The following is a 26,626-nucleotide window of genomic DNA, read 5'->3' on the forward strand; positions in this document are numbered from 1 at the left end:
CCGTTAATATCCGTACATTGGCATAAACGATGTGCTTGGGGGGAGAAGTTAACGTTATCCTGACAATGCTCTCCAGGGCAGACCAGGTAAAAAGGTTTTCCTAATTGAAAAGTATTGTTATTAATTGCCTGAGGATCTACCTGAGACCAGTTTACATCCGTTAAATTTTGCGCTTTACCCAAGTTCGTTTCAAGAGACTCTTTACAATCCATTTTTCATAACCTCTTTTCGTTTAGTTGGTCATACTTGTCTTTGTGAACACATTTGATTGATACGTTATAATGACGGTTAACCCTGCAAATACCTCCTGATTTAAAGCCCCGTTTAACAAAAGAGCATCCGGCGTATTCGCTAAAGAAAATTGCAAAGCGGCGTTTAAGCCAGTTCCTGTGACATTACTTATATTGCTTAAATTGCATGTTCCCAGGTTATTGCTGACGCTTAGCGGGATCGCCGCATTGTCCCCCAGCTTCAGACTTAAGAACGGCGTGCTTGAGTCCTTATCGGATACGATTGCCTGATTGGATGTAAGGATAAGAACCGAGGCCGACAATAAGCTTACATCTGACAAATGGGTCAGGATGGTTCGATCCGTGATAGGAAAGCTGATTTGCTGCACCCCTTGGGTTGCCTGTGAATTGAACAAGGCGAACCAGTTACTCGGAAATGCTTGCTTCAGGTCGATCATTTTGACCGGAGTATTGGGATAAGGAGCGCTTTCTGCATGCAGCTGTTGTTTCACCTGGTTAGCGAAGAGAGCCCCTCCGTCTTTGGCCGTGTACTGAATTTTGACAATAATATCTGAGATATTGCTGAAATCAAAGCGATTGGTTTCTGGCGGCAGGTGGAGCGTCCACGAAGATACCGCGCCTGTCCCCTCGAACGGCAAATATCGCTCATCCTTAAAATCCAGAACAAACAGACCGGAATCATTCATTCCCCGAGTCACGGCAACCTGCTGCGACACATGGTTTTGTCTCAAAATTTCAGGGCCCGGTGCAGGCTCAGCTGGATTCAAGAGATAGCTGACCCCCGTAATATCGGCTTGTACAACGACAGCATTTTTATTTTGAACCAGTATCGCATTAATGTTCTGATAGGGTCCAACAACAGCGGGTATGGAAATAGAGATTGACTTGATTTTGCGGCAGTAATGGCCAGGGAAGTCGAAATCGAACAGCTTCTCATTCCATTCGAAATCCAGCTTGCCTGTAGCCCCTGTGCCGCCAGGCATTCCCCCTTTAAAGGCAATAAATTTAACCGGGTCCAGATGAAGCAGGGATACGGTCTTCTCAAGCTCCAAATCTCTCGAGTTATTGAACAGATAAGCTTTCTCCATTTGATTCAGGGCCAGTTGCAAGCCTTCCCCGGCAAGAAGCCCCCTATGGAGGTTGTCCCAGTAGTCGAATTGCAGAAATTGATCCTGCCGCTCCAGCTCATACTGATATGCCGCCTGCGCAGCCATCGCCATATCCACTGCGAGCTGATAACATTGAAAGTAGGCCGTCGATAATCGACTGATCATCCACTGGTAAAGCTCCTGGCTGGTAAACTTGCCGCGCAGGAACTGCTCCATCTCATCCTGCTGCTTTACGTTTTGTTGATGGATGTCGAGCTCTCTTTGCAGCATGGCGGAGCGCACATTCCCTCCAATAATCTGTTGATCCAACTGCTTGACCTCAGATGCCGCGACATCCCGCTGCAGCCTCCATTCCTCCCGGCGACGCACATATTGAGCGCCGGTGTTAATCAAGCCCGCGGCTTTATCCAAGACGTTCGCCGCCCCGTCAGCCATAGCTGCGCCAGCGTTCACGGCGTCACCGAATTGCATTCCGCCATCCGCCAAGCCGAATATATTCGGAGCCAGATAGGCTCCTATCGAAAGCCCATGAATGGCGATGGAAACCCCCTGAAGATCTGTGGATAACCCCCTTAAGGTTAGATCCGTAATTTCCAATCCATTGATGTTCTCTTCATATAAGGCGTTATAATGCTCTTGTCGGGCTGCCGCACTTGCTCTACTTTCTGTTAATGATACAAGCGTACTTGCAATCTCCTCCAGTTGCTTCTCTTTAATCATGGTGGAGAGATTTAAAATGTTTTTTTCATGTGTGCTCTGGAGCAAAGACAAGCTTTCCGCATCATTGCGTTCAAGTGCGGCTAGCAGGCTGCCGCCAAACTGTGTTAACGTGGCGGTTATCGACTTGGCCCGTTCCAGCATAAATGCAAATCGGTAAGGAACACCTTGATTTGCTGGTGTCAGCGAAGCCAATGGATTTACTCCGGCGCTCACCATGCGAATCAATTGAGCAGGATCGAGCGGCGGTTCAAATAGAGCCAATGTTTGCGGGATTCCTTGAATGTTGAGACAATGTCTGATTTTGAACAGACGATCTTCCACCCGATCCCAATAAGCGATAAATTGCTTGTTTTCCGGCACACAGAAATAGGTGTCCAGCGCATTGAACGGTGCATAAGCCATTAGTGCGTCTTTCCCGGCTGTCTCCTGCTCTAACGCAATCAGAAACTGCGGAATGCCATCTTTGAATTGCGCAAGGAGATCAGCGAATGTTTTTGGTGCAGGCTCTGGCGCCTTCCCTAAATTTTCGGGCCTTGGTCCAAGCAAATCATAAGCGTATACGTACATCATCGTTGCGGTCACGATGGCTTCCCATGTGTATTGCGTAAAATAAGAGTCGCCCCACTGCAATAAATTATCAATATAGGCCATGACCACCGCTTTCTCGTATGCACCGATTCGGAGCCCGGCAATCGCGTCTGGATTGAACGGATCCATATTATAGGCCGCGATCTCCTGCGGATTGGTTAATTGATCCTTTAACGTTTCCAGCGAATGGTTCCGGAAAGGATTAAACTGCCAGAAGCGAGCTGCCGGATTGCCTAACTTATCGTTTAGCAACCGATTTCGGACTGAATCAATCTGCTTGTCGTCCAGAAAGAAGAACAGCTGGCTAATCGGCGTTGCCTCCGAGAAGTCCGCACTTACCGCACCTGCGCCTGTAATGATCTTTTGATCAACCAAGATTTTGTAAATGCGCTGAGAACTGGTCAGCCCGATCGTCGAGGTTTGAAAATCTCCCGCCTGAATCTGGAAAGGCTGCAAAGTCGGATTAAAAATATACTGATACCATTTCTCTGCCGCTTGATAGTTTTGATTCGTTTTCAGCAAGTCGGCAATTAAGTAAGGAGCATGGAAAAATAATTCCCAATAGTAAGGCTTATAGGCCCCCCAAAAATCAACTTGCGACCCATCGGCTGCATCCGGCGCAACGACATAATTGCTATCGAACTGGAACCGCTTAAACAACAATTCCGCCTCAATTGGAATCTGTTGCGATTGTAGACTGAGAAGTGCATCGACACCGCCAGTAAATAGCGTAGAGCTAAGTCTGTGTACCGCAGCCGTCGTCAGGCGGAAGGCGGAAAAGCGGTATTTGATGCTGCCGATGCCATCCTTGTTTCTGTCCAGAAAGCCGACCGACACCGGAAAAGGCCACTGATACAACGTATCCATGACATGCCGAACCTTCAAATCCTCGCTTGGTTGTCCATCGAGCAGCCCTGTGACGTATTCGAGCAGCTCATAGAAATCAATATCCGCCAGTATTCTGCCATTAGGATCAAGATAACCCGATTTGATGCACTGTTGAAAAATCATCTGAGAACCAGACACCTCAATATCAACAGGAGCAGCAGCCACGAAAGAATGGTCTGTAAACATCGGGCTATTCATCAACACATTAACGACTGCCGCTGTGCTTTCAACCAGCTGAGGCTGCAAATACTGCATCAAGCTTTGAGCATCCGAATAATTTTCCAGAACGCCGTCCTGATCCAAATACCCTCCTTTGACGAGTAAATCATAGATGGTTTGCGAACCATTCGCGTCGATATTCAGATTGGGCGAAATAAATGAGGTCGGCGTAAAAATCGTATCCGGGTTCAGAAGCGCCTCGCTGATCGTTGGAACATGCTCCTGTACCTCCGAAGCTGTATCCATCAACAGGAATGCCTCTTTATCCCCTTTGAACAAAAACGCAGCCGGATGGTTTTTCACCGTAAGCAGCTCATATTCGTTGCCTCTCATATTGCTGGACAATGCTACCGTGCCGCTTGCCTGACTAATCTTATTGAGCACATACGATGCTTTTGCCGAAACATTGCTCTGTCCTGTCAGATAGCTGGCTACATCTTTCCCAAGTTGAACGAAATTGAAGGAGCCTTTAGCCAAACCTCTATCATTAAAATAGCCTGATTTCACTAGACCGTCCCAGACCGCTTTGGACTGCGCCGCATCAATGTCCAATGTCGTTGTAATGAAGGAAGCGTTATTCAGAGTTGCCGGAGCAACGACTGGCGACGGATTTCGAATGGAATCGGCAGCATAGTTATCATAAACAATCTGTGTCGTATCAATCAGATTCAGTCTGCCGGAGCTTCGGTCAATTTCGGGACGGAAATACGTCTGGCTAATCAACGCTTCTTTCGCTGCAATGATGTACTCATCTGGATTGACGATAAAGCCGGGCTGCAGATCATCATTGATAACGATAGGTTGAAATACAGGCAGAAATCCCGTGTGCCCGACCTTTTTAGCCAGAGAAAATTGCTGCATCACTTTATACAAACGATTCTCAAATTGCTGCAGCGTATCCGTTGAAGAAACAGGAGCTGCCGGCATCGTGAATGCGGATAAACCTCCAATGTCGATCATAGGGCCGAAAAACAGCACCAGCTTCTCAAATCGATTGGCTCCGACGTTTGGCGTAAGATAATGGTTTTTCTCGATTTTGAGCGGATACACCTTATTCCACCATAGTCTGGCAGGATCGAACTGGGAGGCATTAAACAGCGTATTGACTCCATCTTGAACGATAAAGGTGCTGTTATCCGCTGAGATGACTGTATCTTCCGCCAACGTTTGCGGGGGAACCCAGCTGCCGCTGAAATTGTAGAACGTATAACGAATGGTTGCCTTAACCGATTTTTGCCCAGTTGATCCCGTACCGCCATCCTTCACGACTTTCTGCTCTACCCAGAACAGAAAGAGGCGATTAAAGACATAAACGGGAGAAACCGTGTCAGCGTTAATCGTGACCTTAATCTCGTTCCATTCGGACCATACATTGCCTTCATCCCGCGTCAAATAATAATATTTGTAGGGCTGTGTTTCTGTTCTGGCAAAAAGATAGGTGACCTCCGCATTGTCATGCGACGGGTCTGTCACATGTGTATGATAGGTATCGACAACCTTCAACTTGGCAAGCTCCGCAAACCGGTCCAAATATTTGCGATACGCGGCTTCCACCGTATCTTTCGTAATATCGCCTTGCTTTAGCGTATTTTCAAACTCTGTGAAGAGCGCGGTTTTATTTTGCCGATAGGAAGGATCAATGTAATTTTCAGGATATAAAAACACTTGTCGATTCGCTTCCCAAATTCGGTAGTTAATCATCCAGCTCCACCATACCGCAGGTATATCAAATTGGATGACGCCAGGCTCCAGTCGTTCTCTGCTTCTAAGAAGATATAGCTGTATCGCATTTAGCGCTTCTTTAATATAAGAAATGGTAGCATTGCCGCTCATTTCGACGTCGATTAACAAATACTCATATAAATGGCGACTATTCTGAATCCATCCGAGATCCTCCATTTGCGACAAAGCATGAAGTGCAGTAGAAATTAAAGCGGTTCGCTGCTTCTCCTGCACAGCCCCGTTAACCTGAAGATACAGCGTCTCCCAATTATCCCCGCCCAGGCGCGCTTTTAATGTCAATAATAGATGGTCAGCAGCTTCCGTATAATTCGCCCAATTTTCCTTAGCACGGAGACCAGCAACTTTACTTACATTGTTCAGAAGACTGAAGCTCGCGCCTGTCGACTTCATCATATTCATAACCTTTTGCAGCAAAAACAGTCGTTCCATTCGCGATAATAATGGGAAAGACGCAAACAGCGAGAGCAGCTCGTTACTCGCAAGCCCTGTCATTGCTGCAATGGCAGAAGCTGCGTCCTTGTCCGTAGCAGCACTCATGTACTGAGAAATCGCTCCAGACACATCATTGAAAAACACTTTCATCTCTAGATAGGCGTACACATCAAGTACATTTGGAGCAGTCAGCTTCATAGCATCCGAAATACCGAAAGCGATGTGACTGTCCTTAATGGTCGCCAAGTCATCGCTAGTTAGCGAAAGCTTGCGGGCACACACAAGCCACTGTGATAACTGCTGCATCTTAGATATAGCCGTTGACCGTTGCTTCGGGTCGGTGAATACGACGACGAGATTTAGATCAGGATCGTCTAACAAAGCGATCAAACTCGTGACCTGCACCGTTTGAACATGGAAAAAGGCTGCGATTTGTTCAATGAGTTTTAATTGTTGCTGTAGCAGCGAGGCTCCCCCATCTTTCCCAAGAGAGGTACTTGCAATGAGCTGCGGGAGATTATTCAACCAGCCTTCCAAATCTGCTGGCCGGTATAGCATGTCCACATAATCGGAAGCGTTGCCGTTCACTATATAATCCAATTCGTATACATTGATCCTTGAGCGTTTCAAACGATCCGCATTATTTTTCATTACGACCCAGGCATCCATCGTAGGAGCTAAGGTCAGCTGCTTGAATAGCGTTAGCAGCAAAGCAAGCTGCGTAATGGGCATTCCCAGCATGTTTCCGAACAAAGAATAACGATAGAGTACGGATAGATTGCTTACCGTCAACGGCACATTTGCTTGATTTCCAAACAACGTTTCGGCCAGTAAGCTAAGATCGCCCTGACTTAGCTTAAGCGCCGCGGCAATGCGGGCTGCGATCTGCATATTGACGGAATCTCCTGCTCCGATTGTCCAAAAGAGCAGCTTGTCGGTAAACATAGGGTTGAGGGAATAGCTGCTCTTCGGCTCGTCGGCAGGATGATAAGGAGTCGATTCCGGTCCGTTAAAAAGTTTATCGAATAAGCTACTTGCTGTTGAAGCTGCTCCTTGCCCATACGTTTTGATATCGAAGATCAGCACTCCGGCCTGCTCTATCGACAGATTCCACTGCTCTTTAGCCGTTTTTAGCTTGGCCAGCTCTGTCAATGCTTGGGTATCCAACTGCGGTGCTCCAAATTTCACGCATTGCAGCGACCAGTCTAAATCCACAAAGCTCCAACCAAGCTTATTACTCAGCCTTAGGAAACGGTGAATCCGATCCAAGGAATCGTTAGTCAAGTTCAATATCGTCAAATCGGTACCTTCACTGTTGATCTGCAATGGCTTCGCGAGCCCATAATTAATAAAAAACGATTTTGTCAAACCTGCTTGGATTTCAGCTTCAGAAAGATCCTGGCTAAACAACGTCTGTAGCTGCACCAATGTTAATCCGGTTTGTTTGCAAAATGTATCTACATCTGACAGCACCTTCAAATCTGATACCCCGTAGAATTCTTTTAATTGGGCTTCATCTACGGTAGAGGTTGAAAGGAGTACAAGCTCCTCTTGAGATAGACCTAGTATTTCCGCGGCCACACTGGCAGCGGGTGAGCCAAATGCCGCGTACAGGTCCTGAAGCAGCACATTCATACGCTTCAAGTAAATTCGCATCTGCTCCAACGGATATTGAAAAGGCAGGTTGAACGGATATACCTCACCCGCCAAGGTTTGATAAGTATCCCCCTTGATGCTTAAAGCCGAACGAACAGTAGCCTCTAGCCGCTCATTAACAATTTGCAAATAAGGCATCGTTGTATTCGTATTTTCACAAGTAAGCTGAATGCTTGCCAGGTCAGGTCGGCGAGTGGACAGAGCCATGTTGGCTGGAATGGTTGTGCTATTCGGCACTGTAATGTACTCGCTGACAATCCGCATTAAATCGACTAAATAGGCAGCAGGACCAAAGATAGATTTACATTCATCGCAGTCACAATAATTTAACGTGCCAAATATCTCCTGATAATTCGGCAGCGCTTCATAATGCTGGAGAATCGTATCCGATATCGAATTAGCTGCGTAATTTCTCGTATGAGGTGCTGAAAGCTGGGAGATGGAAGCCCATTGATGCATCGTCTGGGCCTCCACATGCTTCGCCTTGGCATGAATGGCGACGGCCTTAGCTGCTCCGTCCTCACCGAGCAGCGGCCCATAGGCTCTCACAAATTGATCGGGATTAATGGCTGCTACTTGAAGCGCTGAATGCAGCGCAGGGCTGCCTGCATGATTACTGCTTTTGCTTTCTCCCTTGCTGCTGCTTCCAGCTAGCAGAACACTGGCAGCCTGCGGATCATTGGTGAGCCGCAGCAGTCGTTGATAGCTGCTAAGCAGACTTAGAGCCTCGGAATGCTCGGCATCGGACCCGTTTAACGCTTCCACGGCGGCTGTGTTGGTGAACGGAAAATGGTGGATATCGAAATTCGGGTTATTGGCATAAAATTTTGCCAATGTTGGATGCGCGTCACTCAAATACGATTGAATTTCCATGAATATAAGCCCCTCCTCGTTGCCCGAATGAATTAATGTTTGAAATGGTTTTTTAGACTCTTTGTAGCTTCCCTCTTCTTCTGCTTCTGGAGCGTATCCGCTCGTAAAATATTCGCCTTGAACTTGGTGGAGTAAATCTGCTTTCCACTCATGTCTTGGATTTGATAGAAAAAATCATCTGCAATATGGGTGATGGTGCCGTCAGCCCTCAGCCGCACGTTCGCTCCTGCTTTAACCAGCAACTTCTCGCCCGTTTTTTTGACGAAGTCCTTTACCGCAAGTTCTAGGCCTAGTTGAACAAGATTGGAGCCTTGACTTCCCGCTACAAGATTAGTGGAGGCCTCCGCACCGCCCAGACAGTGAGCAATCAGATGACACCAGGCTTCGCCGAGGCCTCCTGATCCCGAATCATTCCTTTTGGAATACAAACTTGCGGGCAAATTGTTCGTACTGTGAAAGGCGCTCGCTTTTCCCATTGTGTCATTGGTGGAATCGCGGCCATCTACGTTAAGGCTTGCTTGGGAGACAATTTGTTGATTTTCGATGTAAGTGTGTTTACCAGCGAAAAATGACCCCTGCACGCCGGTTGGTTCAGCTACCTTCTTCGGCAGGGATACCCCTGAGCTTGATGGCACGTCAAATTGATCCAGCTCCATCTGTGCTTTATCCGCTGCCTTGTGGAGCACCTTCCGAATATAAATTTGTCTGCTTTTTGTAACTCTGAGTGAACGTCCTGTCCTCTCTGAAATCATTTCCGCCTGCTTGTTGATATCACCAGAGGTGAAATTTTTTAAGTCTTCTTTCCTCTTCTTTACTTTTAAATTAGCTTTCTGCTTTTTTTTATCTAATTTTTTGCCTGTCCCCGCCTTCGACAAACCATCCGGATCAACGAACCTCATCGGATTGCCGCCGACGAAAGCAAACATATTCAAGCCGTCCGCTGTACCGGCCGGATCGGCGTTAATCCAGCAGCCTAGCCATGGCGGATAATATCGCGCTCCATAATAATATAGACCTGTGCACTCATCCCGTTCTTTACCGCAGTAGCGATATTCCTTCAGCTGCACCTCACGCTGGTTCGTTCCTGTAATGTAGGACGTCCCTCCGTACGGCAAATATTCTTCGTAGCTGATTAAGCAAGCCTCTTCATCCACCTCCAGCGTTGAGGAGCCTCGGCAATCGCTTAATTGATAGCGAATTTGCCGCTTGCCCAAGCTATCAGTTTCGCGGCCTGCATCATCCTTGCTCCAAATATTCGTAATGGCTGCCGTCCGCTCATCCTCCATGACCCGGTAACCATGCCGTTCCAGTATGAGGGTGCGCTCACCATTTTGGACTCGCGAAATTCGCTTGATTTCCAAGCGGCCTACATATATTTTCTCTTGAATTTCAGTTAATCCGTCGCTAATTTTGCGCTCCAGCACCTTGCGAACCCTCTGACCTCCGCTGTCGTATACGTAGTAGGCACAGTCAGACTGGTCGCCGTCTCTCTCAATCATCGTCGCGCTGGCTAAGTTGTTTCGATAATTCCATTGCATGGAACGCAGATGCTCCAGTGCCAGAAGATTGCCATTATTATCGTATTGCAGCTGTACGGGGCTACCTGCCAAGCTTCCTGCGGTCAGTTCCATTAAACGATTAGAATCGTCACAAACCTTAAGTGCTCGTGTCCAACTGGCGGAAGCTGCCGTATGTCTGGTCTGAACCTTGTTTCCAGCCTCATCATAGAGATACGTTTCCTTATAATTTTCAAGCCTCTCTCCATCATTCAGATGTGGCCGACTTATCGGCATCCACTCTGTTTGCTTAAAGCCTGCTGCTTGTGTGCTTGGCAATACCCCTGGATGCTGTCTGCCTGAGGCTTGAATCAACCGATAAAGAGCATCATAGGTGTAATCGCTTAAGGGCTCCACGATTTGCTGATTTTGAAAAACCGTGTGGAAGCTGTAATCACGTGACCTTGTTATGTTTCCAACAGGGTCCATCGTATACGTCAGCTTCTGCAAAATCGGGCTTCGCGTTTTTCCCTTCATGTCTGTACTTGATCGAGACGTTGTAATTCCAAGCAGCCTTCCAGTGGTTTCTTCATAGGTAAAAACGGTTGAGGTTCCATTTCCTCGAACAATTAGCGTTTGTAGTCCGTTAGCGTCGTACTGAATGTCCTGAATAAACGCAACATCCGGCTGTTCCGGGAAATCAATCACAACCTTTTGCAACTGCCCGCCCAAATTGTACGCGCTTCTATGCACAGTCTGATCAGCAGAGGTTTCGGCAATCAATCTGCCTAGCCCATCATAAGCATAGGAGGTGACAAATGTTTCGCTGCTCAAGGCACTCAAGCTTTCTTCGCTCCAATTCGGCTCTGAGGAATAGTTCGCAAGCAGCGTTTGCTCGGTTTCTAGAATATGACCTTGCAAGCTGTAAGCTTGATGACTCGTCACACCAGCCTGATCGTACAACTTGTACAGCTTGCCGAAGAGATTGCGGTTTTGGGCATCCTCCACGCTAAGATCCGCGTTATCGCCATAGACGTACTTTTCAACCGTCTGCCCCAATACAAGATTAGAAGCATGATCCGTTCCATCAACGATTATTTGTAGAGGGCGTTGCAGCCCGTCATATCGAGTAGTCGTATGGAAGCCGCGATTGTCCCATGTATGCACAGGATCATCGAACATATTGTCAATTCCGAGCCGGATGCCAGCATCCCTGCTGTCTGTACACAATAATCGATTTCGCATATCGTAAGTAAACTGCACGTCTTTCAGAAAGGTACCTTCGGGACTTCCGGCATAATAATTTCTCGCATTCACCTCATAAAGCACGTTCCCCTTGCTGTCATATCCTGTATAGGCTAGCAGACAGCTCTGTCTAAGCAAAAGTAGAATTTCTTGTACATAAGGCTCGTATTTGACATCTAAATGAAGCAAGAAGCCCGGAGCATAGGGGCGGAAATTTGTTGAAGCTTTTCCTCGTCCCCTTGCGGAATCCGTAATCTCTATATATCCTTGTTGAACGAGCTCATTCCAAATATCGGATGCGGATATTGTGCTTCCCTTTTCCATATCGTTGAACAGGTCGCTTGAGGTTTCACCCAAATTATTTTGCAATTGCAGAAACACGCGCCCGAGATGATCTTTGATTTGAATGACCGGAGTGTCTCGAAATGGGTATGCCTTCAATAGAGCATCCTTCTCATCCATCTGCTCCAAGCTAGGCTCACTTGGATAATCCTGCATAAATTTTTGGTAATAGTCGGAATCCGCAATGGTATCATTCGCATCGTAGTGCGCTTCCTCCCAAGTCGTATACAGCGTCTTTGTATAATAGCCTTTGGGGGAATCCACACGGTAAATGCGGGAGAGCGGATCATAGTGAGTAATCGTCGGCGGAGGCAGCAAGCTAGCCATCTTTGCCTGATCTTCATAGGCAGGATTGTTTGAATAATAAGGCAAATATTGCTCTACGGGTCTGCCCTTCTGGTCATAGACGGTTCTTCCAGAAACGAGCCAACGTACACTTGATATGACAGTAGGAGGATTGAATGTGCCAGTTGCCGGAGCCTCTATCCCTTCCCCCCCGAATGCCTCGCCACCATCTGACCTTTTCTTCGTTTCAATGACGCGTCCTAGCCCATCCAAATAGCTCACATTTATTAGAATTCGGGTCGGCACATCGCCAGCTTCCTCCGAGACACTCGTTTCCCGGTAAAGCTCCACGGTTCGGTTAGGCCCCTTCCCCTGACTCCAAGCGTGAACATCGTAATAAGTGAAAGAAGAAGCCTGCTGAAGATATCGTTCGGGGTGAGCCAGTACATCCTCAAAGGAGCTATCCTTCACAGGCAAATATTGCGCTAGATCACCGTCTCCTACACGCCGATTCTGAAGTGTTCCATATAGGGAAGAGGCTGTTTCCATGCCTAAGGGATCATACAGCACCTCAGCCCTATTTCCGTTAATATCCGTTGTAAATCTCGGCTTGATTACGTTGTAATCGAGAGCAATAGACATGGAGGTTGAAGCCGTTTCATTCACATACTGAATCGTGTTAATTGGAACTAGACAATAAAGATCGTAGCTGTACTGCACCTTGTGGAAAAGATTTCTCTTATCGAGGAGCATGGTGTTTTCTAATTTCCAAGGCAGGTAGAAGCGATTTTCTGAACCTAATGCATAATGCTGTACTAGCCCCTGACTCCACCAGTACCCGTCATGTAGACTATAGCCGCAATCGTCACTCATCATAATATCTGTCAGCCTTGATTTATAGATATTGCTAATTTGGTCGGCTGTCGTTACTGCATGCTCGCTGTGATGATGAAGTGCAACAGCTGTCATTTGACCAAGAGGTAAAGCATCTGTCTGTTCGTCATTCCAATAATAATGTCGATCCCAGGAGAGAAGCTCTGCTTGGATCAAACCAGCGGTAAGTGGCGTGGCATAGGGAATCACCTGCTCCAATGCCTTAGGCAACAGGGCCTGCAAATCTAATAGATTAAAATAGAAGGAAGCAGGTAATTCGATTCCCGACAATGCATAGGATTGGCTCTCGTATTCCACACCAAGCATGCGAAACGTATCTGTAACGTTTACAAAGGCTGTCACCTTCAGAACAATGGACAGCTGCTGCTGTTCAGGTAAAGCGAATTTCGAGCTTAAGCGGCGCGGATAATGAATTTGAAACGCCTTGGTAACTTGACCATACGAATCCGTTTCCACAACTATTTCATGCTGTACACGCGGATCGTCAGCATTTCGTTCATATTGATAGTCTAGCGTTTCCCTCGCATGCACATACAGCGCGGCAAAAAGAGCATTACCCCGCTCTTGAACGAGCTTTACGGTATAATTGGCTTCATGAACCGTATACGGATGCTCAGAAATTCCGCCTGGCTGATCTAATCCGTATACCTCCTCACGCAGCGAAAAACCTTTCAAGGCTGCATAACATTGCCGAAGCGTTTCCCCGTCAGCGCCGAGCAGTGCTTCATCCAGATAACTGTCCGGCATGACATATGCTCGTGTGTCCTGCCTGTAATACTGTTCATGAAAATGCCTGGATAAGCTCTCCAAATTTCGGAAGGCGCCGGTGTGGTACCATCTCTTCCAATACACAGGAGCGCTGCCTGTTAAACCGCTTTCCGTTGAATACATTTCTGCATCCCATTGCTCCATGAAACCAAATCCTCTAAATTCCTTTTCCACGGGGTCGTAATACCCCTCATGATATTTATACCGAGTCACAAGCTGATTCCCCGAACAAGCTTCTGTCACACGAACCTGCTCCACTACATGCACGGGAAAAGGAAGAATGGTTTCCCAGCGCTTCCCTTCCCGCTTATCCTCCAAATAAAACTGAACGGAGCTCGCGTATTGGATATCCGTAACGGCTCCTATGCCGTTATCTATGCGGGTTAGAAGGTACGGCTTCTCTCCCCCTGAAAAGTCATAGAAATAATGCTTTACCGTTTCCGTACTAACCTTGGTAAAGAGAAGACCTGCGCATCCGTTACCGTGAACATCAGCCAACTGCATATGGTCCCCCACACTGAAGGTTTCCGGCAATGAAATGGATATTGCTCCACTGAAGGCATTTCCGCCCTGATTGAGGAACAATTCCGCCCGATCCGGGTAAATATATACGATATCGGTTAATCCCGAGCCGTTCAGATCGCCTAGAAATAAGCGGGAGGCATCAAAATTCTCATCAAAATAAGGGGCTTGATCCATACGTATGACGGAGGCGAACTGCCCATATCCCAGATTGGGCCAGCATTCTACACTACCATTGCGAATACGAACCCGGTGTGAAAGTCCGTCGCCAACGAAATCTGCCGAAGCTACAATTTCATTTTTGCTGTCCGTTGAGCCGATTGGTAAGCTGTCTGAGTTATTTTCAGGGTAAGCTGCATGAAGGGGAGCCCCATATCCTTGTTCATACATAGACGGATAAATTTTGATTTGATGATCTTCAAAAATAACCAAATCAGGCACACCGTCTCCCTGCATATCCGACATTTCTTTCGGGTAGGAGCTTTGGAGATATTCAAGCGGGAAGCTTGAGAATGGCTGTAGTCCGCTCCAGGAGCGACCGTATTCCGTTTCATAGAAGCCTGCCCATTGTGAACCAGCAACAACTAAATCCATGACACCATTTCCAATCAGGCTTGTTAGCGTAAATGATTGGGAATCTGAGACCGCTTCTTCTGTTAACGGAAAGGCTTCAGTAACTCGGGGATTATGAAAGCTGCCACCCCCTAGCGGTTCCCAGTAGGCTGCCGCATTGGAGCTAACCTGCATAATGCCGGGCAAGCCTTCGCCATATAAATCGGTGAAATCATAAGATGATCCGTCCAAGTATGCGGGAATCGTGTTTTCGCCTGCCGTTTGAAGGATATTAAATGCTTGCTGTGCTGGTTGAAATGATGCGTATGTAAATTCTAAGGGGGGTGTGGAAAGAGTGATGTAGCTGCCATCATCTTGTCTTTGACAACCGACCATCTCAACTGAGACTAGACGATTCAGTTTAATAAGCGGATCGGGAGAATAAACGAAGCGTGTCATACGGACGAGACAAGGATCGGGGCCGAGCTCAGTAAAACGATGAAACAGCAGAACCTGCTGGCAAAGTCGGTGAATTCGTACTTCAAACCCGCTGCGGTACGTGGAGAAAGGATCAAGACGTGCTGGCCAGGTCGTTCGGGGAATATGAGGCTTGCAGTCGACTTGCTTTAATGAAGCATCAGTAATCGCGTATTCTCCATAGTCCAATACAAGCTGGTAAGCAAACTTTTCTTCATTATGGGTGTCGATATAATTTCCATAATCTATACTGTGCAAATAGATAGCTGCCGACAATGGTCTATTCTGCTCGGAAATTACTGTCGGAACATTGTCTTTGTTTTCGGGAAAATACGTGTAGACTCGTTTATTTCCTTTTGCATCAACATCCTGCTCCAGATACCACTGATATACCCTTGCAGAGCAGGTGGGATCAGCTATCCGGGCTGTACGGCTCTGACCGTATATAGAGCATAGGTTACTGCCCGATAGAAGCTTCCAATAGGAAGTTCCAGCAGTCTGCCAAAATTCAATCTTCGCAAAAGCACCTTCCAAGCGGTGAATATACTCTGTAATCGTCCACAGCTGCTCTCCAACCTGCTCTGTTCGGGTTATGGGCTTCAAGCTAGCAGAATCAAGCTTAGGGATAATTTCTTCGCCGTCGAGCAGGAAGCGGTCCTCTTCATTGTATCGAGGAACACCGATATCCGTTCGCCTCGAAATGGAAGAAGAGGATAAGGAGAAGCCTAGTCCGAATACACCGTTACCACTACCCGAGCTGTATCGGAGCTGTAGCTCCGGTTCAAACTCACGACAGGGCGATGTATAGATGGGGATACTCATATGCATGCTGCCTGTAAATAAATCCGGCTCGAATGTCTCCCCCATTCCTCTTACCGCCCCTCCCCCTTTAGGTAGAGTAAGCTCAGATTTGGAAAATGATTCCGATTGTTCATGATCGTCATGCCCTGTGTTTCGTTGCATCAGCTACCCCCTACACGTTCAGATAAACTGTAAAACTAGACTTCTATTACACAATTAGACAATAAATGCATAATATAAGATGAATGATACAACAGAATTAAAATTCAATATATAGGTCTTTTGTAGGATATCAATAACGTTCAGGATGTATGTTTTCAAAGCTCAGTCTCAAATATAGGCATGGAGCAGCTTAACCATACGGTCCTGCTGCCCATGTTCTAGAGCATTTTGTGCAAAATGCAAGGTCCGAATTATAAATTCATTGACTGAATATGCTCTTTTGTCTCTGCGGTTCCAAGATGCTGTATTGAATTATAAATTTCTTTGAGATAGTAGTCATATCCGTCGTTCTCGAGATCGTGATGATATGGAATTCCTGGAATGGAATTTCTCAACAAACTTTCGTTATCGAAATTTTCCATTTCCTCAAACAAATACAACAATCGCTGCAGCTCTTCAGAATTTGCTTCAATTTCGAATTCGTATGAGGCATCTCCTTGTCTGGTCATTATCGTCTTGGATTGAACTGAAACATAATATTTCTGCTTCTCCATGCGCATACCCTCCCCTTATGAATCCTTCAGGAAAATCCATATCATTGCAAGCACAATCGTGATCACTGGGGCAATAACATATATCATGAAGATCGGATTCGCGATGATTGGATGCCTGACCGTTGTTAAGCTTGCATCCTTGTCAAGGGTCGTATTTTTCGCTTGCAGCCTTTGGGAAACCATAATTGATCCAACAACCCCGTAAACACAAGCCGCTATTCCTAATATCATCAACAAAATATACAATTAGCTCGTCCCCTTTCCTAAAATCTTGACCTCCTTATTTTGTTTCCTTACATATTTTTTATTCATAGCAAGTTAGGCGGCTAAATAATCTAGCATAAAAAATAAGCCCTTGCCCAGCTTGGGACAAGAGCTACTCGTGTTATTTAAAGTAAGCTTCAACTCCGCTGAGCACTTTATTGCGTGCATAAGGAGCTGATCATTCGTAAACCTCAAGCCGATAGCCAAGTCCGCGCACTGTCTCAATGCGAAATTCCGGTGTAGTCCCGAACCGTTCGCGCAGACGTTTAATATGTACATCTATGGTTCGATCATCTCCAGCGTAATTGATGCCCCAAATTTGGTCAATCAGTTGCTCGCGCGTATAGACTTGTCCGGGAGTTCCAGCAAGCTTATAAAGCAGTTCGAACTCCTTGAGCGGCAGCGTGAACGACTCGCTGCCCCTTGTTACCTTATAAGACTGCCTATCAAGGGTGATGCTGCCAAACTGGATCGTTTGAGTAGAGCCAATTCGGTAACGCTTCAGCAATGCCCTCACCCGAGCAGTCAACTCCAATGGGTCGAATGGTTTCGTCAAGTAGTCGTCCGTCCCAAGCTCGAACCCCTTCACTTTCTCCCATGTTTCGCCTCGGGCGGTCAGCATAAGCAAGGGAAGATCAGGATTTGCTCTTCTCAGCTCCTTGCATAACGTCCATCCATCCATCATCGGCATCATTATATCAAGCACGACAAGATCGACATGCGTTGAGGAGTAGACGGTCAGCGCTTCCTTGCCGTCCACAGCTTCAACGGTTGCGAATCCATCGTTGCGTAAAAATAAACAGACAAGTTCGCGAATGTTCGCGTCATCGTCAGCAACCAGTATGGTATGCATGTGGTCCCTCTTTTCTTATTTTCGTTTTCCTATGAAGTAACCATTATACCCTTTTCTAGCGTTTGGCCAGTGACAATATTTCTTCTGCAACAAGATCAGGCTGATATTGATGAACGTAGTGCTCCGCGTCTTTAACAACGATTTGCTTCGGCTGTAATGACCATGAAGTAAAGGCTGCTTGACTTTTAGTCCAGAGCTCTTCGCTAACCCCGAAGTAATCGGCTGTTAATATCGTTAGCGGAAAAGAAAACGGCTGTTTGGCATCCAATACGATCTTCGCATTAGTCTGCGCTTGCTGAAATTCACCCTTTATATTGGCATTATCAAGCGTCAGCATCGAGGCTATCTGATCAATTCTTATTAAGTCATCAGGAACATACTTCAACCCATTGCGAGTAGCACGTGAGCTTTCGATAACGCCGTCAGACTGATACAGCATTCGAATCACACCCGTTTTAATCAGCAGCGTATTTAGGAAACTGCTCTGTAGTGCTTCAGAGTCGATGTTATAATATTCAGGACTACCGCCGTCTATCATCACAATACCTTGAACTTCATCCGGGTATTTCTGTGCATATCGAATCGTTTCAAGCGCCCCCAACGAATGTGCCGCAAGCAAGTAAGGCGGTTTTTGACCAGCTGCCTTCAGCGCATCGTGAATTTCATCCGTTATCGTATCAATGTCACGCTTCTTATCGGTCGTATCACTGTACCCATAGCCAAATCTGTCATAAACGGCGAATTTCACATGAGGCGCGAGCCTCTCATATAGCGGAGAAAAATCTACATAGGGACTGGCGGTGCCCCAGCCTGAGACCATTACAACGGTGACATCCCCTTGCCCACCTGTATATACATGCATGTTTTCTCCATGAACCTTATACAGCTTACCGCTAGGTGTATAGGATTTCATATCATTACGAATGCTTGCCTGTTCATAAATCGCCCCTGCTCCGATTAGCAGCGCGATAGCAAGTACACCAAAAACAACTATTTTCCCTAAACGTCTAGCCCATTTTCTCATCTGTCCCACTCCCCTTGTCGTGGGTACATTATAGCTCATCAAGCTTATGTAAGAGAAAACAGCAGCTTAATTCCAGCTTAATTATTTGCTTTACTAACTTGCTATGGAGCCCTACTTGCTATTCGCCCTCGAAAAAATAAAGCTGCGGCCCTCGCAGCATCATGCTCTGCAACGGCTACAGCTTATTTACCTGCATTTTAGTGATACACAGTTGTTTCACCATGTGGCTGGTCGTCATCTGGAAGAAGTGAAATAGCAGCCGCATTTTGTTTTATAGCAGATCCAATGCAGGAACATGATCGATCCAACGGACAAACTTTTGCAAATAAGCCTGCAAATATTCCTTCGTCTTCTCATCCGTTAGGCGCTGCTGCTTCGTATCTACTTTTGTGTGCACCTGTGAAATAAGCAGCTTTTGAAAAGGAAGCACCTGTGCCTGAACAGACTCCAGAACATGCCGGGTTTGAAGCTGAGCATGAACGGTTCCCATGCCGCCTGGCGTTGCGCCAATTAGACCGAACGGCTTTCTGTGTAACACGGAGCCGCGAGAAGGTCTGGATGCCCAGTCAATCGCATTTTTAAGCACGCCGGGAATGCCTGAGTTGTACTCCGGCGTTACAATAATGATGCCATCCACTGCTTGAATAGCCGCTTTAAAAACCTGTACCGCCTCTGGTCCGTCTCCCACTTCCAAATCTTCATTAAATAAAGGAAGCTCCTTTAGCTCAATCCACTTGAATGCAAGAGTAGCATCGAGCTCGCTCAGCGTCCGTGCCACCATTCGATTATATGAATTTTCCCGCAGGCTCCCTACGATTAGTCCAATTGTTTTTGCCATTTTAATTAGCCCCTTTCCCCATCATGCTGGCTTTAACTGTTATCTTACCTTCCATTTTACTTGCTTTCTAAAAAAATGACTAGTTGTTCGATTCAAAATACGCTGTGCAATCATCGAATAATAAAACCAATTTTAGCCACAATAAATATGTGGTACGTACGAACATGACTAGCTTTAGCAAAAAGGAGCTGCAGCATCATGCCCGAAAGCAAGGTAAACACGACGCGCGACCTTTATAATGAGCTAGTGTCCGAGCTTGGCAACAGCTCAGATTTATCAACAAGAAACTGCTTGATCGGCGAGGAACGCATTCCAGCCTCTGTCGTCTGGATAGACGGTCTCATCAGCAAGCAAAATTTAAATGCCGATGTTATTTCGCCACTCATTTCTGGAACACAGCAGATGAAGCTGCGGGATCAAAGCGAATCGCCTCTTCAACTGCTTTGCAGCTACATACTGACAGCCAATCATGTGAAATTGGTTTATACATGCGAGGAATGCGTGCCTCTGCTCGTTTGCGGCTGGACGATTATTTTGGTAGATGACAGCGACGGAGCCATTGCGGTCAATACACAAGGTCTTGAAACCCGAAGCATTGATGAACCAGCTTCATCCAGTGTCATTCGCGGCCCGCGAGATGGCTTCGTCGAGGCTTTGGGTGTCAACATTTCACTCATACGCAGACGTATTCGCGACAAGGCTTTTCGTGTGGAAACGCTGACGGTCGGCAATGTGTCGCATACCAAAATCGCGATGGTTTATATACATGATCGTGCAGCGAAGGAAACGGTTGACGAAATACGCAAACGACTTCAGAAAATCGACATCGATGCGGTATTAGAATCACACTACGTTGAGGAGATTATTAAAGACAGCCCTACCTCCTTCTTTCCTACGGTATATAGTACCGAGCGGCCTGATGATGTGGCTGGCATTATATTGGACGGACGTGTGGCCATTGTCGTCGATGGAACTCCCTTTGTGCTAGCCCTGCCTTGTACGCTGTTTCATTTGCTTAAGACGACTGAGGATTTATATTTGGCTTACCCTGTAGCTACTTTCATTCGGTGGATTCGTTACGCTGGTTTTTTCATTACGCTGCTGCTGCCCTCTACCTACGTCGGCATTTTGACCTACCACCCGGAGATGGTGCCTCCGCAGCTCCTGAGCAGCATTTTGTCTGCACGGGATGGCGTTCCCTTTCCCGTCTTAATGGAGGCGCTAATTATGGAGATCATTTTTGAGGGGCTGCGCGAGGCGAGCATTCGGATGCCCCGTTCAATTGGTTCTGCCATCAGTATCGTAGGAGCACTCGTTATTGGCGAATCCGCAGTACAAGCCGGTATTATCTCCTCCCCATCGGTCATGATTGTTGCTGGCACAGCAATCGCCTCCTTCACGATACCTTCCATTTCTCTATCGGGGACGATACGGATGCTGCGGTTTTTCATGCTGCTGCTCGCTTCGCTTGTAGGGCTTTACGGGATTATTATTGGATTGTTTATGCTGGGAATCCAGCTTGCCTCCATTCAATCGGTAGGCTTGCCCTATTTATCGCCATTCGCTCCGTTTAAGAAAAAGGAAGCCGAGAAAGCCATATTTCGTGTTCCGTGGTTTACACTTCGCAATAAACGTTAAATTTGAAAAAAAGGGGGACAACCATGTGTTTCTCCACCTTAGTAGATTTGTCTGCATCCTTAGTATGCTCCTGCTCCTTAGCGGCTGCTGGAGCCAAATCAATTTTGATCAATTGACTGTGGTTTCAGCTATAGGTATGGATGTAAATAAACAGGGGCAGCTTCAGGTTACCGTCCAGCTCGTAAATCCGACACTCCCCGTTGCCGCTGGCGGAGGCGTACAGCAGCGCAGAGCGATTGCTACGTATACGGCAAACGGCATAACCTTTGAAGATGCACTCGAGACGATTCGTAAGCAAGCGAAGAAAAGCCTCTTTTTCTCCCAAACGAAGGTTCTTCTCATTGGAGAACGTTTAGCCAAAAAAGGCTTAGACGATAGTATGGACTTCTTCTGGCGGGAGCCTAACCAGAATTTCAACTGCTGGGTGATGGTTTCACGGCACCCTGTCAAGGAAGTACTGACTGACACCAAGGAGCTGCAAGCTGTAGCTGCTGAGGAATGGAAAGCTTATTTTAAAAATAAAACCTACAAGCCGACAAGCGGCGGCATTCAGCTGTATCAATTTTTGCCTAGACTAAAGCAGTCAGGCTTTCAAGTAGCGGTGCCTGGCTTGCTCCAGGTTGGCAAGTCAGGTAAACGGGACCTGGTGATGGAAATTACGGATCTTGCTGTTTTTCGAAATAATAAAATGGTAGGCTGGCTGAATAACGAGGAAACACAGGTTGTAAGCTGGTTGACGGAGCTGTCTTCACGTGGCTTGTTCCAGATGACGACCAAGGATAAGAAATCAATCATGTTTGAGTTGAAAAATATCCATATTGCTATGAAGCCAGCATTTGAAAATGGACAGCTGCAAATGAACGTTCATATGAAAGCCAGAGCTTCCATTAAAACGTCTACGGAGGTGATGGATTTGACGGAGAAAAAAACGACAGATCTAATCAAAACAGAGCTGAGCAGCGCAATTGCAGCATCCATAGAGGGAGCCCTTCACAAGCTCTTTCACACCTACAAAAGCGACGCTGTTGGCTTTGGAGAAACGATCCATCGCAAAGATCCAAAAAGCTGGGAATTGCTGAAAGAGAGCTGGAATGAGGAGCTTGCTAACATTAAGGTGAAGACCGACATTTCTATCGAGCTTATAAAATCCGGCTTGCTTATTGACAGCAAAATAAAAAAGGATGATGTGAAGTGAAAAAGGGTCTAATTTCATCGAGTGAATTCTTTTTCATTATTTTTGTCTCGATTACCTCGCTCACATTTTTCTCGGTTCCGAGCCAGCTGATCTCTAAGGTTAAGCAGGACTTATGGCTGTCGATGATTTTGGGCGCTGTAATTGATATTTATGTCGCTATTCTTCTTTATCGGCTGGGCAGAATGTATGCTGGACAATCGTTAATTCAATATACACGCAGCATATTAGGAAAAACTGGCAAAGCTGTCGGTCTTATTTTCCTGCTGTTTTTTCTCGGAGTAATGGTTACAGCCATGTGGATTTACTGTGATTTCTTGTCTAGAACCCTTATGCCCGAAACCCCTCGGTTAGTCTTCTCCATCTCGATGACGATATGCGCCGGGCTTGCTGCCGTAAAGGGTGTTGAGGCCATTGCAAGATTGAGCCAAATTATTGGCGTCATTATCTTGCTAACCTCCATTGTGTTATTTACCAGCTCCATTCCCTATATTGAGCTGCACTATCTGCTCCCACCCTTCGAGCACGGTATATTTCCCGCCGTGCGAGGCGCGATCTATCCCGGCAGCTGGTTTGGGATTTGCATCATGATGGGAATGCTGATGCCGCATATTAAACAACAAAAGAGCATTTTAAAAATGAAGGTCTACGCCGTCATACTCGGCACTTCCATCATGACGCTTTATTTGTTATACAGCATACTGGTGATGGGTCCTATGATGGCAGCGCATTTTGAAAATCCCATCTATATTCTGTCGAGAATTACGCAGTTTCTTATTTTTGAGAGAATCGAGGTGCTGCTGCTGCTTATCTTTATTTCGGGCTCATTCATTACGATCTCAACCTTGTATTACGCTATTTCGGAGGGAACCGCGCAGTGGCTCGGAATGAAGTCCTATAAACCATGGGTATATGTGTTCGGCGCTATACTTATATTGAGCCCTATGCTCCCGTACAGCACCGAAGGCCATATCGTTGATCGGTATTTAAGCTATTGGTTTCCGCTCGTAACGCTCATTATTGAAGGCGGATTAATGACCTTCCTATTCATCTGTGCCATGATTAAGCATCGGGCGAGCCGCTCCTCTTCTTGAGCGGTTCACCCATAAGTCAATGATGGTCTGCTCTTATAAATGAATCGAGCTTGTCGAATGTCTAATAATGAGCTCGGGCTCCAGCACGAAACGTTCTGCTTTTGCAGAAGCTGATTTGCTTTGCAGCGCTTCTACCAGCAGATCAACAACCTTTTTCCCCATCGCTTCAATAGGCTGTGCAATAGTCGTCAGCGGCGGATCACTTACCGAGGCCAAAATCGTATTATCAAAGCCGATTACCGATACATCACGCGGAATACGAAGCTTAAGCTCCTTCGCTGCCTGCAAGGCGCCGATAGCGAGCAGCTCATTACAGCAAAACAAGGCGGTAGGCCGTTCCGTCAGCTTCAGCAGCTCCAGCGCTTTGCGCTTGCCATCCTCCAGCGTGTAGTCGCAAAACTTGACGGAGGCGTCAGACCAAGGCAGCCCAGCTGCTTCGACGACACTTCTAAATCCCCTGACCCGCTCCCGGCTGCTGCTGACCTTCATATGCTCGGCAAGCACCGCGACCCGTTGATGCCCTTCCTCAAGCAAATGCCGAGCCCCAAGCGCTCCCCCTTTGAAATCCTCCACAATGACTGTATGCACAGCGAGAGCAGGCATGTCCCGCGCAATTAGTGCTACAGCAATGGACTGCGTCAGCAGCGGCTTAATAATATCCTCATTATCAATCCCGGTACCGATAATGATGCCGTCCACGCTTTTTTGCCGCAGCAGCGACAGATAGCGCTCCACTCGCTCATCTTTATTGTCGGTGCTGCATATGACGAGGCTGTAGCCTAAGCGACGGCTCTGATCCTCAACGGCGCGGGCAATTTCGGCAAAAAAGGGGTTGGATATGTCTGGAACGAGCAGTCCGAGCGTAAATGTTCGTTTTCCAGTCAGCGCGGAAGCGATTACACTTGGCTGGTAATTAAGCCGCTCCATTATGCGCATGACTTCATTGCGCCGTTCTTCGCTGATTTTTCCTTTGCCATTAATGACCTGGGAAACAGTCGCAATCGAGACTCCCGCTTCCTTTGCGATATCATAGATGGTGGCTTTCATAGACAACCTCCGTTACTTTTGTGCTGGTAGATTTATTATGTATCACATCATGTTATCTTGCAATGTAATTGAAGTAATTGGCTTAAAAGGATAGAAACCAGCCTCCGCTGAAGGAAAGCTGGTTTCTACTATGTCTGTTGTTAGGTGAAACGTCCTGTCCTAAGCTTTGGTTGTTTCCTGGGCTGGTTTTGTCATTATCCAAGCATGGTCTGGATCATTATGAAACTTCCAAATGCGCGTAGGTCCAGCCATAACGTTCAAATAATACACCTCGTAGCCCGGAGGCGCACTTACCGGATGGTAGCCTCGCGGTACGAGAACCGCTTCGCCATTACGAATGACAAGTGTCTCGTCCAGCGAACGGTCATCCGTATACACACGTTGAATGGCGAAGCCCTGCTCAGGCTCTACGCGAAAATAATATGTTTCCTCCAGCAGCGATTCCTCCGGCAGCGCATCCCGGTCATGCTTATGCGGCGGGTAGCTGGACCAATGTCCGCTTGGCGTAAAAACTTCAACGACAAGCAGGCTGTCTGCCGGCGCTGTCTCTGGCAAAATGTTATGGATTTGGCGCTCCAGATTGCCATATCCGCGCTGTTCTACACCTACAGCATCCGGGGCAATGAGCCTCGCTTGATGCTGGCCTTGGCCAGGCGCAGAGCAAATAGCGATATCCAGCGCGGTTACGGCTTCAATATGATAAAAATCGTCATTAGGCACATAAACCGAAAACGGCGGGATTTTCTCAAATACGCTCATCCGCTGGCCGATATTGCTCCATTTTTCATTTTGCGTCTGTACATCCGCACGTCCACTCAACAGGACGAGGCACACTTCATTTTCATCCGTGCTCTGCTTAAGCTGCTCGCCCGGCTCCAAATGAACGATTCGAAAACCGACATACTCCCACCCTGCGCTTTGCGGTGTTATGTTCATAAGCTCGCCCTGCTCGTCTGGAGCAGCGCTTGGTTTTACGATTAGCTCTGACATTTGCATACACTACCTTTCCGTATCCGTCTACTTACGTCAGTTCATGAAGCTCATTAAGCTTCACAGGTCGTCCTAGCTTCACGGAAAGCTTCGCCGCCTTTGCAATTCGCTCGGCTTGCAGCGCATCGTTGCCGTCGACCATTACCTTCTTATTTTGCAGCAGCGCTTCAATAAATAACTCCGTTTCCTCTACATAAGCAGCATTGTAGCGTTCAAGGAAAAAGTGCAGCGGCTTATCCCTCACAATACCTTCCGCGGTGCTGATTTCCGCTGTATTCGGATGATCATTCGTTGCGGCGGCGCTGCCCTTGGAGCCAAATACCTCAACTCGCTGGTCGTAGCCATATACAGCCTGACGACTATTGTCGATGACGCCAAGCGCGCCGTTTTGGAAGCGCAGCGTTACAATGGCCGTATCGAGATCATCACATTCGGCAAATACAGGATCAATGAGGACATTGCCTTGTGCAAAAACCTCCTCAACCTCGCTGCCAGCCAAAAACCTTGCCATATCAAAATCATGAATCATCATGTCCATGAAAATGCCGCCGGATACCTTGATGTAATCCTTATGCGGCGGGTTCGGATCGCGCGACGTAATTTTCACAATATGCGTCTCGCCAATCGTTCCTTGCTCCACATGCTCGCGAATCCGTTTAAAGTTATGGTCGAAGCGGCGGTTAAATCCGATTTGCAGCTTTACGCCGGCTTTCTGTACCGCTTCTACTGCTTCCTCTGTTTGCGAAAGCGTCATGCTGACTGGTTTTTCGCAAAAAATATGCTTGCCCGCTTCGGCAGCCTGTTTAATGAGCGGGACATGTGTATCTGTTGAAGAACAAATAAAAATGGCGTTGATTTCAGGGTCTGCGATAAGCGCAGCGCTGTCTTTTGTAACGGTCGCGATGCCGCGAGCCGCGGCCCAAGCTTCCAGCTCCGCGTTTGCGAACAAATCGCTGATTGCAGCAATTTCTACTTGTGGAAGCCTCAGCAAGTTGTCGGCATGGATTTTTCCGATGCGGCCTGCGCCGATAATGCCGATTTTAATTTTTTGTACCATTTTGATCGTTCTCCTTTATGCGATTATCCATTATCTGATTAGCAGACCGTTA

The 26,626-nt window shown here is 47.0% G+C and carries 13 protein-coding genes; 3 read left to right on the forward strand and 10 right to left on the reverse strand.

Features of this window, described 5'->3' with window-relative positions; genetic code table 11:
* Positions 1-232: 232 nt before the first annotated feature.
* The 7 genes from V5J77_RS13380 to V5J77_RS13410 all read right to left on the reverse strand — a co-directional run bounded on the left by V5J77_RS13380 (position 233) and on the right by V5J77_RS13410 (position 19,556).
* Positions 233-8,479, reverse strand: a complete 8,247-nt coding sequence (locus tag V5J77_RS13380) for a neuraminidase-like domain-containing protein (RefSeq protein ID WP_338551344.1) — start codon at positions 8,477-8,479, stop codon at positions 233-235.
* Between the two features lie 32 nt (positions 8,480-8,511).
* Positions 8,512-16,023: a SpvB/TcaC N-terminal domain-containing protein gene (locus tag V5J77_RS13385; protein ID WP_338551345.1), complete on the reverse strand. Its 7,512-nt coding sequence runs from the start codon at positions 16,021-16,023 to the stop codon at positions 8,512-8,514.
* 251 nt (positions 16,024-16,274) lie between these two features.
* A complete protein-coding gene (locus V5J77_RS13390) occupies positions 16,275-16,577 on the reverse strand; it encodes a hypothetical protein (protein WP_338551346.1) in 303 nt (100 codons plus the stop codon).
* A gap of 15 nt (positions 16,578-16,592) precedes the next feature.
* Entirely contained in the window at positions 16,593-16,823 is a 231-nt protein-coding gene (locus tag V5J77_RS13395; RefSeq protein WP_338551347.1) for a hypothetical protein, read from the reverse strand.
* A 196-nt stretch (positions 16,824-17,019) separates the two neighbouring features.
* Complete coding sequence (locus V5J77_RS13400) at positions 17,020-17,694, reverse strand: response regulator transcription factor (RefSeq protein ID WP_338551348.1); 675 nt, start codon at positions 17,692-17,694, stop codon at positions 17,020-17,022.
* Between the two features lie 55 nt (positions 17,695-17,749).
* A complete protein-coding gene (locus V5J77_RS13405; protein ID WP_338551349.1) occupies positions 17,750-18,718 on the reverse strand; it encodes an alpha/beta hydrolase in 969 nt (322 codons plus the stop codon).
* A gap of 271 nt (positions 18,719-18,989) precedes the next feature.
* Positions 18,990-19,556: an NADPH-dependent FMN reductase gene (locus V5J77_RS13410; RefSeq protein WP_338551350.1), complete on the reverse strand. Its 567-nt coding sequence runs from the start codon at positions 19,554-19,556 to the stop codon at positions 18,990-18,992.
* Between the two features lie 198 nt (positions 19,557-19,754).
* Between V5J77_RS13410 and V5J77_RS13415 the strand changes: the two genes are divergently transcribed.
* Genes V5J77_RS13415 through V5J77_RS13425 form a run of 3 tightly spaced genes read left to right on the forward strand, consistent with a single transcriptional unit; the run spans position 19,755 to position 23,480 of the window.
* Positions 19,755-21,194, forward strand: coding sequence for a spore germination protein (locus tag V5J77_RS13415; RefSeq protein ID WP_338551351.1), 1,440 nt, complete (start codon positions 19,755-19,757; stop codon positions 21,192-21,194).
* 25 nt (positions 21,195-21,219) lie between these two features.
* Positions 21,220-22,389 (forward strand): Ger(x)C family spore germination protein, encoded by a 1,170-nt coding sequence (locus tag V5J77_RS13420; protein WP_338551352.1) that lies wholly within the window; start codon positions 21,220-21,222, stop codon positions 22,387-22,389.
* A complete protein-coding gene (locus V5J77_RS13425; RefSeq protein WP_338551353.1) occupies positions 22,386-23,480 on the forward strand; it encodes an endospore germination permease in 1,095 nt (364 codons plus the stop codon). The genes V5J77_RS13420 and V5J77_RS13425 overlap by 4 nt, the downstream gene beginning before the upstream one ends.
* 33 nt (positions 23,481-23,513) lie before the next feature.
* Here the strand turns inward: V5J77_RS13425 and V5J77_RS13430 are convergent, their stop codons facing one another.
* The 3 genes from V5J77_RS13430 to iolG form a co-directional block, all read right to left on the reverse strand.
* Positions 23,514-24,527, reverse strand: a complete 1,014-nt coding sequence (locus tag V5J77_RS13430) for a LacI family DNA-binding transcriptional regulator (RefSeq protein WP_338551354.1) — start codon at positions 24,525-24,527, stop codon at positions 23,514-23,516.
* Between the two features lie 159 nt (positions 24,528-24,686).
* Complete coding sequence (iolB, locus tag V5J77_RS13435; protein ID WP_338551355.1) at positions 24,687-25,517, reverse strand: 5-deoxy-glucuronate isomerase; 831 nt, start codon at positions 25,515-25,517, stop codon at positions 24,687-24,689.
* A gap of 31 nt (positions 25,518-25,548) precedes the next feature.
* Positions 25,549-26,574: an inositol 2-dehydrogenase gene (iolG, locus tag V5J77_RS13440; protein WP_338551356.1), complete on the reverse strand. Its 1,026-nt coding sequence runs from the start codon at positions 26,572-26,574 to the stop codon at positions 25,549-25,551.
* Positions 26,575-26,626 lie beyond the last annotated feature (52 nt).

Source organism: Paenibacillus sp. KS-LC4, from assembly GCF_036894955.1.
GTDB lineage: Bacteria > Bacillota > Bacilli > Paenibacillales > Paenibacillaceae > Pristimantibacillus.